The sequence below is a fragment of the Neoalteromonas facilis genome (assembly GCF_002807665.1).
Taxonomy (GTDB): Bacteria; Pseudomonadota; Gammaproteobacteria; order Enterobacterales; family Alteromonadaceae; genus Alteromonas_E; species Alteromonas_E facilis.
In genome coordinates, this window is record NZ_PEAY01000001.1 from 915,868 (window position 1) to 928,473 (window position 12,606).

Here is a 12,606-nt window from a genome sequence, read left to right on the forward strand (position 1 = left end):
ACGTGGAAAAGAAAGAATTTGTCCAAATTCGAAAATTCATCGTCAAATTGGGGAAAATGCTACATAAGTATGGCACACCGGCGTTTCGTTTAGAGGCGCATTTAATGGAGGTTTCCGCTTATTTAGGTGTGCATGCGGGCTTTGTTTCAACGCCAACGTCGCTGAGCTTCAGTATTTGGAGCCATCACCACGAGGAAGAATACAACAGCGTCGCAAGGGTTCAACCTGGCGATCTCGATCTTGGCTCACTATCGAGAACCGACGAACTGGTGACCAAGTTACTCAGTGGAGAATTAACATTAGAAGAAGCTGACCAACGACTTAGCGAAATAGACGAATTACCAGAATTCTATTCTCCGCTCACGTCTTGCTTGGCTTTTGGTCTGTCAACCGGCGCGTTCGCTGTAGTGATGGGCTCATCCTTTGATGATTCACTCGCAGCTGGTTTTATTGGCTTACTCATGTACTTGTACACGCGCTGGGCTATGCGCAGTAAGCGCGTAAACCTGATGTTAGAACCTGCGGTAGCCATGATTGCGGGATTATGCGCCTGCGCTATTTCGAGTTTTATCGATCCCGCGATAAATATTCGTTTAGTCGTGCTTTCATCGATCATCATTTTCATTCCCGGACTGGCATTAACCATTGGTTTAGCAGAGCTTTCAGCGCGACATGTGGTATCAGGCACAGCCCGTGTAATGGATGCATTAATGCAATTGTTTAAGCTCTACTTCGGCGCTTTCTTAGGTATTGCTATGGGCTTTTGGTTATTCAGTGAAGTGGAAATGACGCCGACCAAACCGATGCCAGCTTGGGCTGCATTTGTGGCAGTATTTATTTTGTGTACTGCACTTGTGGTGATCTTTAAATTACGCCTCAAACACGCCCCTTGGGCAATTATGTGCGGATTTATCGGTTATTTTGGCACTTTTTGGGCTTCAAAATATTTAGAGTTTGGCTTGGGTACGTTCGTTGGTGCGTTTGCAGTAGGCGTTTTCGCCAACCTGTTTACGCGGCTTGCCAATGCCCCAGCCAGCATCGTGTTAATGCAAGGACTGATAGTATTGGTTCCCGGCTCTAAAACCTATATTGGGCTTAATTCATTTGTGTCAGGACAAGACTTCACTCAGACCGATCATATTGGACAAGAGACCTTCGTCATATTTATGTCATTAGTGGCAGGGCTTATATTTGCCAATGTCCTAATGCCAACCAAAAAGGCACTGTAGTTCACTCATTTTGGCTAAGACTTAGCACACACGCCGCAGTCTGCGTTACGCTCTATCTGAAAATCGCTCCACGTTGAATGCATAGCATCATAGTGGAGCATTTTATTCGCTAACAATTGTCCATAGTGAGTCAGTATTTTAATCGCCTCTACCGCTTGCATGGCACCTACAACACCAACCACAGGCGATAACACACCGGCTTCCGCACACGTCAAATTTAAGGGGGCTAAATGGCGACTTAGGCAGTGGTAGCATGCACTGTGTGTATCGGGTAAATATGCAAACACCTGCCCTTCCATTCGGATTGCCGCGCCTGATACAAGTACAACGCCTTCTTCAACACAGACTTGGTTGATCAAGCGACGGCTATCAAGGTTATCAGTACAATCCAAAATAATGTCGTGCTTTGGGGCTATCACTCGCAATTCATCGTGTTTCAAACGATGATGCAACGTGGTGATTTTCATATCGCCATTAAGCTTATGCAAATGAGCTTTAGCGGATTCGGTTTTTAGCTGACCAATACTCTTTTCATGATGCAATATTTGTCGCTGCAAATTGGTAAGCTCAACGTGATCATCATCGATCAATGTCATTTCACCGACGCCAGCTGCCGCTAAATATTGAGCCGCTGCACAGCCTAAACCTCCTACACCGATAATTAGCACGCGACTTGCTAACAGTTTTTCCTGCTTTTCAAAGTCAAAACCACTTAACATAATTTGTCGGCTATAGCGCAAAGCTTGCCTGTGAGAATGATGAACATTTGACATCGACATTGTCCAAAATAAAAATAACATTATGAGGCAACTTTAGCATGATTATGAGCTGTAGAACTCTTTGTCAGGTTTGCAATTGAAATGCTTAGACGCATTAGTATTTGCAGTCAGATCGCAACGAATACCTGTCTTTATCCCCTTACATAATTTAAACAATGAACGGCAATATTACGGAAACAAATCACATCATTTCCGTATGGTTTTAATGTGTGTTTGGCTAAGTTATTCCAAATATTCCTATAGAAATCAATAAGCACGTCGATAACAGGTTGAGCACTTCGTTAGTTTTGCGCGTTTTACGTGGACTCTCTAAGGTGTTAAACGAAAGTTATTACTTAGGAATACAATGATGAAACAATCACAATTTAAGTTGTCACACTTAGGCGCAGTTATAGCGCTTTCTGTTGTCACGGCAACCGCAAATGCTGAAACGCTTTCAGTGCCAGCTGCCGCAACCGTCGATAACACCATCAATTTTGCTTTAACCGGTACGTTTGATGTGGGTACCATTAGAGCAACGGTCGATGCAGATAATACTGAATGTACCGGTGTGGTTATCCCTGCCAACCCGGCGACTGCGACCAGCACATTTACAGGCGCTCCCTGCGGCGGTGGCGCAGGTGATGCAGAGCTTCAGATTGTGGGTGGTACGATTACACGTCCTCAATTTGACATCACTGGCTTAGCATCTTTCACGACGTTAAATCTAACACTACCGTCAGCGGCAGTTAACTTAACCTTGAACCCTGCCCCAGCTGGCGCACCGGTTCTTCAATTGGTTAATTTCACTGGCTATCAGACATCGGGTACTCCAGCTGCTGTAACTACAACCGTAACAGCAGACGCTTCTGGTAATATAAGCTTTTTAGTTGGGGCGTCGCTTATTACTGACCCAGGCACTCCTACTCTTGCATATGAGAATACAGGATATGCAGGTAGCTTTGACGTAACAGTTGCTTACTAAGCTAAAAACAGTGTCCTACTCTTGCTTTAACAATAGCGTCAGTTGACGAGACAAGATTAAGAGTTGAAAAAAACGCCAAGATATTACTTGGCGTTTTTATTCCAGCATACTATGCGATACCAATTAACCAAGAACTTGCCGCACCAAAAGTTATAAGTATCTATACGTACGTATACGAGCCAAACTCTGCTTCATATTGACCATTCATACGTACCGTTCTATTTTTATACGCAGTGAATATTTTTTGGCCACTTTTTTGTTTAACGAACAAAGTCGTTGATTCTAATTAAAGAACACAACTTCGTTGCCGATAAAGTTTCGAGGCCCTTCGGTAGTTTTGCGCGCTAGACGTAGACTTTCTAAAGGTGTTGACCCCAAGTAATTACTTAGGAATACAATGATGAAAAAATCTAACTTTAAGTTGTCACACATTGGCGCGATCGCTGCGCTTTCTGTTGTCACAGCAGCCGCAAACGCTGAAACACTCACAGTACCAGCCGCTGCAACTGTTGATAATACAATAAACTTTGCGTTAACCGGTACGTTTGATGTCGGCACTATCCGAGCAACCGTTGACAATACAGCGGCAGAATGCACTGGTGTGGTTATCCCAGCCAACCCGGCAACTGCGACCAGCACATTTACAGGCGCTCCGTGCGGTAGTGGTGCAGGTGATGCAGAGCTTCAGATTGTAGGTGGCACGATTACACGTCCTCAATTTGATATCACTGGCTTAGCATCTTTCACGACGTTAAATCTAACACTACCGTCAGCGGCAGTTAACTTAACTTTGAACCCTGCCCCAGCAGGTGCTCCGGTGCTTCAATTGGTAAATTTCACTGGCTATCAGACATCGGGTACTCCAGCGGCTGTGACTACAACCGTAACAGCAGACGCATCAGGAAATATCAGCTTTTTAGTTGGGGCGTCGCTTATCACTGACCCGGGCACTCCTACGCTAGCCTATGAAAACACTGGCTATGCGGGCAGTTTTGACGTAACAGTTGCATACTAATCATACAACAGTATTAGTGAAAGCCTGACACCTTGAAAGGTGCAGAGTCGAAATGATCAAAAGCCGGATTATAGATCCGGCTTTTTTGTTGATTTGCACTATGAAGGATTTGTGTTTTTTTGACATATATGGGTTACAAAGCAACTCCAAGATATGCACTCAGTATCGGCCCCTATGCCTTACAACTTATACGTATAGATTCTCATACATATGTATCCAGGCGCACGCTTTAGATTTGTTGATTGGAAATACTTATGCATCTATCTTTATACGTAATGGATTATATTTTGCACTATTACGTTTGCTTGATGACACTAAGTTAACAATTTTTCTACAGATTTGTGTTAAGCAGTCGATAACAGAGTGAGCACTTCGTTAGTTTTGCGCGTTTTACGTGGACTCACTAAGGTGTTGAACCAAAGTTTTTACTTAGGAATACGATGATGAAACAAACAAATTTTAAACTATCACACTTAGGCGCATTGGTTGCGCTTTCTGTTGTGACGGCAACCGCAAACGCTGAAACGCTTACAGTCCCAGCTACGGTTACTGTCGACAATACCATTAACTTTGCGTTAACCGGCACATTTGATGTTGGTACGATCCGAGCGACAGCAGACCCTACTTCTGACGAATGTGTGGGTATCGTTATCCCTGCCAACCCAGCAACAGCTACTAGCGCATACGTACCCGGTGGTGTTGGTCAACCCTGTAATACTGGTGCTGGTGACGCAGAGATTCAAATTGTGGGTGGCTCTATTACGCGTCCGCAGTTTGATATTACAGGACTCGCAGCATTCACAACGTTAACAGTAACTGTTCCTACTACTGCTACATCAATGACATTAAATCCTGCACCTGCAGGTGCTCCAGAGCTTCAACTGATAAACCACTCAGTATATCAAAGTTCAGGTACTGCTGGTAATGTTACCTTGACAACGGGTTCAGGAAGCATTGTTGCTGACGCATCAGGAAATATAACATTCCTAGTTGGCGCAACGATTATCACGGACCCAGGCACCCCAACGCTAGCCTATGAAAACACGGGCTATGCAGGCAGCTTTGACGTAACGGTTGCATATTAAGTTGCGTTAATAAACCTCTGTATATTATCAATCCCAGTAAAGCAGTGTATGCTAAGCATACATGTTGTTTTGCTGGGATTTTTTATGCGACTTAGTTTGCTCTATTTACTCGTCATAGGCTTCTTTTTACCCGGTCATGTAGTAGCGGCTTTGATCGTTGATAGCCCGCTAAATTTTGGTCGGATTGCAATAACCAACAACAGCGTTGTGAGTTCTTTGCAAATGACGAGAAACGGTCAGACAACTGCTACTAACAACATTTATGTACTGGAAATAGGTACACCTGGTGTATACACAGTCACGGAGCTCCCTCCGTATTCACTGTTAACGCTAACGGCTGATACACCTGCGTTTTCAGGCTCTACGATTCCTGGAACGGAGCAATTCACGCTCACCGCAGTTGATATACCGGCCAGTGTGCCGGTTAATGTTTCAGGAACAGCACAATTTTCTGTAGGTGGTGTATTAGAGACCTCCGGTAACGGTGGCTCTTACATAGGGCCTGCAACCTATGAAATTACTGTTAATATTAATTTAACTTATTGAGGATATGACACCGTGTTGAAAACCCGTATTATCTCCGCACTTTTGTTAACGTTTATGCTATTAGCTCCGCAAATAGCTTCCGCAAATTTGCTGATTTACCCTGTTAGGATATCGTTCGATGAAAATGAACGTACTGAGCAAATTACTTTAACGAACACCTCAGATAAAACAAATACTTACCGATTACAGTGGAACGAAAACAGAGCATTGCCTGAAGGCGGATACCAGCTTCTTACTGAGCAAGAGGCCAAAGCACAATCACTTCCTATTGCCAGTGATATGATTCGCTTCGCGCCGCGACAAGTCACTCTAAAACCTGGTGAAAGACAAGTCATAAAATTATCACTAAGACGCCCTCGTGATCTCACTGATGGTGAATATCGTTCACATCTTTTATTAAAGGCTATTCCTCCAGAAAAGAATGCCGTAGAAGAAGGCGTTGCCATCAACATGGTTATGAGTTTCGCTGTTCCGATTTCAGTTCAACAGGGTGTATACGACACAAAGGTCTCACTTGAAAAAGCAGCCATTGAATTAAGCCAAAGTACTGGTGCGGCCAATGTCAAATTAGGTATTAAGCGTGAAGGTCTTCACTCACCAAGTGGAGATATTGAGGCATATTGGACGCCTGACGGCGGTCAGGAAGTCTTGCTTGGCAAAATAGCAGACTTCAGTGTTTGGACTGAGATAGACTATTTAGAGGCTAAACTGGTTTGGACGCAAGAGAAAGTTACACCAAGCAACGGTACCCTACGCGTTGTATATGAAGGAGTGAGAGACTTTGACGGCATCGAATATATCAATGAAACAGTACGATTAAAGTCTAGCGATTTTATTGCAACGGAGTAGATTATTCCCCCGAAATAAGTTACAACTTAAGTATAATAATAAAAATGGTTTGTGATGAAACTAACCAGTAAGTGCAGCGCTACAATACGGTCCACCTACGGGGCATTCAAACAAGCCATTTTTTGTTTTGCACTTTGCTTTTTACTCTATACACCACACACATTAGCTGAAGTTCAGTCTTCTGAGCAGTCGGTTGTTCAGCTACTTGAACGAATCAAGAGTCGGTATTCTGCGTCCCCGGCATCAAATACTAGTGATAGTACGAATAGCTCAGAAATCACATCTCCTCTTCCGCAGAATAGCTACCCGTCTGCCAGTGAACAAATACCAGAGAATGTTCGCCGCTTCCCCGTTGGCGAAGAACTGATTATCACGCTTAAGTTAAACGACATATTTCTCGGTGATGTGTTTGCAATAGTTAGCGATAAAGGTATAAAAGTTGGATTAGGCGAATTTTTTCAATTGGTCGACTTCGCTATTGATGTGGAACCAGAAAATGGCGTTGCCAGCGGATGGTTTATAGCTGAATCATCTAAGTTTGATGCGAGAGCGAATGAAAGCTACTTATCGGTCAATATAGCTGGCAAAGCCTTCGTCGAGCCACTGACTGATATTGAACTCAGTGATGACATTTACGTTGAACTAAGCACAATAGCTTCATGGTTCAATTTAACGGCATCACTCGATGAGTCAACCCTGACCTTGGGGATCCAATCACCCAGGCCTTTTCCTATCGAACAACGCATGGCAAGAAAGAATAAAAGTGTTGTTCAAGGACAAGGTTTCAGCAAATCAGTATTACCACTGAGAGAAAACGGCTACCAAATGTTTTCAAACCCTCTAGTCGATTTTCAAGCCTCAGTAAGGCATTCCGACTCCGACACTTCTGGCTCTTACTCGATACTATCAAGTCAGGACGCTGCATATTTATCTAGCCAAGTATTTTTATACGGTACCGATGATGACAGTTTAATAGAAGCCCGCCTTTCACTCGGTAAGTATTCGCCAGATGGTGACCTGCTGGGTCCGCTAAAGATGTCCGAGTACTCCTTTGGAGACGTTGTTCCTGTTAACGCAGGAATAGGTGCCACTGGCGGTCTTAGTCGAGGTTTTAGCATGAACAATCTAGCTGCCCGGCTTGCTGACAATCGCAGAACCAATCTAACGGGTGAAGTCCAAGTCGGCTGGGATATCGAACTTTATCGAAATGGGATATTAATCGATTCCATCACTGCTATTGATTCAGGTCGTTATGAATTTAATGATCTGGAACTCGGCTTTGGTGAGAATAATTTTGAGTTGGTTTTTTATGGGCCTCAAGGGCAAATAGAACGCCGTGTTGAGCAATTTTTTATTGATGGCAATGCCGTGGCAAAAGGCCAATCATCAGTTCAATTTTCTATCACTGAAAGTGGAAAGAGCGTATTTGGATTCAATGATATAGAGAACAACCCTGAAGCAACCGGTCCTTTAATAAGCGCTGTTTATAATTATGGGGTTTCAGATTGGTTGTCTCTCGGTACAGGAGCTTCACTCTTTTTCCCTGATGAAGGACAAGAATCACAGCGCTTTTTGGTGCGTTCAGATATCTCTCTCGGTAGCTGGGGTGTTTTAAACACTCAGCTTCAAGTAGATGACAATCAGTCACGGTCATTTTTGCAAAGTTATCGTACACAGCTGGCTGGAATATCATGGGATTTCAACTATCAACAAGATGAAATCCTGGATGAAGCACTTTTGGTCAATGCTCAAAGAGACAAATCAGATACGTTTAATATTCGAATGAACGGGAACCTGTTCCAGACGTCATCAGCAAGCCTTAATTATCTTAACCAATGGATAAAATCAGACTTTACGAGTGGAAATTCCACCGAAATATTCCAAAACTCCCTAGGGTTGAATTCTCGATATGGCTCTTTTTCAAACGGCCTGATTTGGCAACGAAATGGTTCATTGGATGGTGATTCGGGCCAGACTGTGTATGGCGATTGGTTGCTAGGAGGAACATTTGGGTACCGCGATCGTTTCGGGAGGGTTAACACACGCTTATTTACAAATTACACAATAGAGCCAACAAGCGAGTTTACATCAGTTGGTGGTACACTAAATTACCCTATCTCGAACCAGTTCACCGGTGAGCTTAGGTACTCATATAATATTATAGATTCTGAAGATCGTTATGACTTGCGTCTCAATTGGTTTGGAGAGTCTGTTTCGGTTACAGGTATTGCGAGTTATGCTGACAGCGACGACTGGAGCGTAAACCTTACCATGAGAATGGGATTAGGATACGACGCAACAACAGACACACTTTTCACCTCAGGACGAGCCCTGTCAAGCACGGGTGCGGTAGTGGTTCGGATGTATGAAGATGAAAACTTAGATAACCAGTACACAGAGGGTGAACCACTACTAAAAGATATTACCGTTGAGGCAGTTCAAGCTTATAAGGCTGCCGATACGAATTCAGAGGGTATTGCCGTTCTCACCTCTCTCCCCAAAGGACAAATTACGGATATTGTGGTTGATGATTATAATTTCATAGAGCCTGGCATGATGTTGAGCCAACAAGGTTTTGCCGTAGAAGCCAGGCAAGGCTCCATACAACAGTTTGACATTGCGGTAATCAGAGGTGGTGAGGTCGAAGGCACTCTTTATGCGCGCACAGAATCAGGACAAGAAGATATTCTCCCCTACGTGCGTATGGAGTTGGTCGATGCCTCAGGCAACACAGTTGCATCTACCCGAAGTGAATTTGACGGATATTACTTGTTTGACAAAGTCTATCCTGGCGATTACCAAATCCATGTTGATACCTCAAGCGGAAGGCAAAAAGGATTAACTCCCGACCGTTATAAACAGGTCAACATCTCAGCACGAGGTGATGTATTCACCGATGTGGATTTTGTTTTGAGACCGCTAATGAAGGCCAATGGTTATGTCGCTTCGATAGGCGAGTTCTCGTCTCTTGGGCTACTAAAAATATTTTATAATCTGGTTACCGGAAGACTGGGAGACGGTGCTCTGATTAACGCCTTTTACTACCAACTTGAAGACAGCGATAAATACGTGCTAGGCGCATACTATGCCGAGGGTAACAGTGAGAAAGAGGAGCAACATGTTAGGCAAGTATGCTCACAACTAAGCGACTTAGACTTAAACTGTCGAGCTGTTAATATAAATATCAATTATTAGGGGTTAGCATGCTACGTAAAGCATCATTACATATTTTTAGCATCATGGCGCTCACATCGCTTAGTGGCTGCAATTCGACGTCAAGTCCATCAGAGCAAGTTGAGTTTACTCAAGAGCAACGTTACGCTTTAATCGCAATGCTTGAAAAGCGCGATGAAAATGAGCAATTGATAAAGAGTTGGAAAGAGGCCCGCCCTGCCGTAATGCGCTTGGTTTCTATCGATAGCGAGCTCAAACTGTTGATTGAACAACTTGATGTTTTGGCTAGTCAGTCTGCGTCCCAAGATTCTGATGCAACAGTCGATAAGTCGCCTGCGGTTATAGCTGGAGCTGCAGACCGCCCCGAAGACAGCAACATAGAACCCATCACGCCTAATACTGTCGTCAAAGTGGCGGATAACAATTTGACGGGCAAATATGCTATTCAACTTATGGCCTTGGATACGAAACAAAAAATAGAGGGTGCTTGGCAACAATTAACAGCATCACACGCCTCTGAACTGTCAGGGTTTACTCCAGTAGCAGAAGAAATCGAAACGGCTAGCGGCACGATCTACCGTCTCAAGATAGGCCAATTTGACACCAAGATAGACGCGCTGTTTGCTTGTGAGGCGTTAATGGAAAAAGGGATCCGCTGTTTTACGTCTCAATATGGTAATGCTTTGCACTTTTTATAACCAATATTATGCTCATAATAGGTGCTCGATAACAAAATAAGGGATGACCACAGATGATGCGCCTAGCACCGAGTTGCCCGAGTGCTGCACTAAGCGAGCATTGACTCTAACTCCCCGGGGCTCGTAAACGAGAGTACCTGTAAGCACACAACACGCGTCTCGTTGCACTGAACCTTTCTCACGAGATAAGACAAAATTCCCTTGTGAGGAGGCGCTTATGTTGTCCATGACGTTAATGTCTGTCACTGAATACCCCAATTGGCTTAGTTCAACGATCATGACTTCTGCCAATTGATTACCTAGTCTATTAGTGCGCTGTAAGGTTTCATCGAAGTCGACAAATGATGCAATACTTACGCTTCCTCGAACCTGAAAATCAACATCCAACTCCATAATCAGCTGTTCAGCATAATCATGGAGCGTCTTGTTATGTTGCGCAGAACTGAAACCAGAATAGTCTCGAAGCATCAAAGTGTTTGAATCCACTGTGTTTAGTGCATCGATTTTTTGTGATAGCTCATTGCTCGTTGACTGTTCAGGCATTGACGTTAAATTTGTCAATGAGCAACCCGACAATATAACCCCTGAAAGTAACGTTATCCCTAAGTGTTTAGATTTCATTCACTGATCTCCTTCTCACCATGGGGAGTGTGCGGCATGTTAACTAAGAGATTTATCTGCCGTTGTGGAATAAAACTACTACCCACCGACACGATATCTTTTGATGCAACGTCTACGATTCGCGCATTAACAGTAACGCCACCGCGGTGTTGGGTGAATGTGCCAACTAGGACGTAATCGCTCGTAACGTTACTCACAAGATTTAGGAAATCCCGTGAGTAGGCAAAATTCCCTCGTTCAGTGACGCGTATGGAGTCAGTTAGCACATAATCTACCGTCTTAAACCCAAACTCATGTAATACTTTTTGAAAGGATTCACCGAGCGCTAAACCAAGAGCTGAAGTTGACTGCAAATCTGAATTCACATCACTGAAGTGAGTCACAACAATTCGGCTATCACTATCAACGCCTACCATGGTATTAGCCATCTGTGCCATTACATCTCTAGCATATGGCTCAATACCTTTTTCTGCGCCCGACTGTTTTGTCAAGTCGCCAAAGCGCCCAGTTTGAAAATTCGATACTGGCGCCTGCGATTGATTTTGTTGCCCTAAAAGGTTTATGGAAGAACAGCCACTCAAGGACATGCATCCCAATAAAACAAGCATAATAATTTTGTATGTTAGCATTGTCGGATCTCCAGCTTTCAATCTAAAAGATTGGTAGCGCTTAAGACAGTCATCTCACCTAAATACATCTAGCAGATTATATGCCAACCAGAAAAACCATTTCGATGGCAAGTTATTTGCAATATGTATTGAACTTCTTGCTTGAACGAGGCTTGTTAAATGAAGGCTGTACACAATAAAAACCGTACTTCTATTGCGACAGTGGTACTGTTTAGTGCGCTACTTGCAGCTTGTAGCTCAAACCCTTTTTATACCATTACCAGCGCCACTAGTAGTAATGATGAGAACCAGACTAATAGAATGGAGGAGCTGCAAGAGTCTATAGCCAAAATTGAACGCTTAGGTGCATTGGAAAGTGATCTTGCCCTCATTATTGAAGAGATTTCAAAGCAAAGTAAGTTGAAAAATCTTCCACCTCAATACGCAGCTATGAAAGGTACTGATGTACTAGAGAGTGATCTTTCAGGTGAGGACCAAGGTTACACACAATTTGCCTCTGACAACCAAGCATTGCCATTTGCGGCAGACAATGACATGTCTGCAAGGCAACAATATGCCGTTCACCTTGCTTATTTTTTGCGTTCAGGTACTGCAAGGTCTAAATGGAACAACATAAAACTGCAGCTTCCTGAAATCAGTAAATTTTTAGCGCCGGTCATCGCCAAAGTCGATATGGGAGAACAAACCCTTTACAGTTTGCGCTTAGGCCCCTTAGAGTACCCAGAAACCGCAGGGAAACTCTGCGCCTATTTAGCTAAGCAAAAATATCACTGTGAAACGGTAGAATATAACGGAGAATCGATTTAACACTGAGCTGATACATGCGCAAAATGTTTTGTTGTTGCACCGACAATAAAAAAACCGGCATATAGCCGGTTTCTTTATTCTGGCGGAGAGAGAGGGATTCGAACCCTCGATACGCTATTAACGTATACACACTTTCCAGGCGTGCGCCTTCAGCCACTCAGCCATCTCTCCGAATTCGATTTTCAACAGAAGCGTTATTCTCTTGAAGCG

At 43.7% G+C, this 12,606-nt stretch carries 12 protein-coding genes and 1 tRNA gene; 9 read left to right on the forward strand and 4 right to left on the reverse strand.

The annotated features are described in order from the left end of the window. Positions 1–2 precede the first annotated feature (2 nt). On the forward strand, positions 3–1,229 hold the full coding sequence (locus tag CSH93_RS04135) for a threonine/serine exporter family protein (protein WP_100641928.1): 1,227 nt from the start codon (positions 3–5) through the stop codon (positions 1,227–1,229). A gap of 14 nt (positions 1,230–1,243) precedes the next feature. On the opposite strand, the gene CSH93_RS04140 is transcribed toward CSH93_RS04135, so the two are convergent. Continuing rightward, complete coding sequence (locus tag CSH93_RS04140) at positions 1,244–2,002, reverse strand: HesA/MoeB/ThiF family protein (protein ID WP_100642336.1); 759 nt, start codon at positions 2,000–2,002, stop codon at positions 1,244–1,246. A gap of 352 nt (positions 2,003–2,354) precedes the next feature. Between CSH93_RS04140 and CSH93_RS04145 the strand changes: the two genes are divergently transcribed. From CSH93_RS04145 to CSH93_RS04175, 7 genes are all read left to right on the forward strand, one after another. After that, a complete protein-coding gene (locus CSH93_RS04145; protein ID WP_124748930.1) occupies positions 2,355–2,972 on the forward strand; it encodes a hypothetical protein in 618 nt (205 codons plus the stop codon). A gap of 397 nt (positions 2,973–3,369) precedes the next feature. Next, positions 3,370–3,987 carry a DUF4402 domain-containing protein gene (locus CSH93_RS04150; protein ID WP_124748931.1) on the forward strand — a complete coding sequence of 206 codons (618 nt, stop codon included), beginning with the start codon at positions 3,370–3,372 and terminating at the stop codon, positions 3,985–3,987. Positions 3,988–4,427: 440 nt separating this feature from the next. Further along, positions 4,428–5,072: a hypothetical protein gene (locus tag CSH93_RS04155; RefSeq protein WP_124748932.1), complete on the forward strand. Its 645-nt coding sequence runs from the start codon at positions 4,428–4,430 to the stop codon at positions 5,070–5,072. Between the two features lie 84 nt (positions 5,073–5,156). Beyond that, positions 5,157–5,618 carry a DUF4402 domain-containing protein gene (locus CSH93_RS04160; protein ID WP_164078288.1) on the forward strand — a complete coding sequence of 154 codons (462 nt, stop codon included), beginning with the start codon at positions 5,157–5,159 and terminating at the stop codon, positions 5,616–5,618. A gap of 12 nt (positions 5,619–5,630) precedes the next feature. Then, positions 5,631–6,467 carry a fimbrial biogenesis chaperone gene (locus tag CSH93_RS04165; RefSeq protein WP_100641933.1) on the forward strand — a complete coding sequence of 279 codons (837 nt, stop codon included), beginning with the start codon at positions 5,631–5,633 and terminating at the stop codon, positions 6,465–6,467. A gap of 54 nt (positions 6,468–6,521) precedes the next feature. After that, positions 6,522–9,662, forward strand: a complete 3,141-nt coding sequence (locus CSH93_RS04170) for a hypothetical protein (RefSeq protein WP_100641934.1) — start codon at positions 6,522–6,524, stop codon at positions 9,660–9,662. Positions 9,663–9,670: 8 nt separating this feature from the next. Next, positions 9,671–10,339 carry an SPOR domain-containing protein gene (locus CSH93_RS04175; protein ID WP_100641935.1) on the forward strand — a complete coding sequence of 223 codons (669 nt, stop codon included), beginning with the start codon at positions 9,671–9,673 and terminating at the stop codon, positions 10,337–10,339. Positions 10,340–10,351: 12 nt separating this feature from the next. Here the strand turns inward: CSH93_RS04175 and CSH93_RS04180 are convergent, their stop codons facing one another. Both CSH93_RS04180 and CSH93_RS04185 read right to left on the reverse strand, forming a co-directional pair. After that, complete coding sequence (locus CSH93_RS04180) at positions 10,352–10,960, reverse strand: FlgO family outer membrane protein (RefSeq protein ID WP_100641936.1); 609 nt, start codon at positions 10,958–10,960, stop codon at positions 10,352–10,354. Beyond that, entirely contained in the window at positions 10,957–11,589 is a 633-nt protein-coding gene (locus tag CSH93_RS04185; protein WP_100641937.1) for a FlgO family outer membrane protein, read from the reverse strand. The genes CSH93_RS04180 and CSH93_RS04185 overlap by 4 nt, the downstream gene beginning before the upstream one ends. A gap of 159 nt (positions 11,590–11,748) precedes the next feature. Here CSH93_RS04185 and CSH93_RS04190 point away from each other — a divergent pair, with 159 nt between their 5' ends. Further along, positions 11,749–12,396: a hypothetical protein gene (locus CSH93_RS04190; protein WP_100641938.1), complete on the forward strand. Its 648-nt coding sequence runs from the start codon at positions 11,749–11,751 to the stop codon at positions 12,394–12,396. 80 nt (positions 12,397–12,476) lie between these two features. Here CSH93_RS04190 and CSH93_RS04195 read toward each other — a convergent pair. Beyond that, positions 12,477–12,567: transfer RNA gene (locus tag CSH93_RS04195), tRNA-Ser, on the reverse strand. Positions 12,568–12,606: the final 39 nt, after the last annotated feature.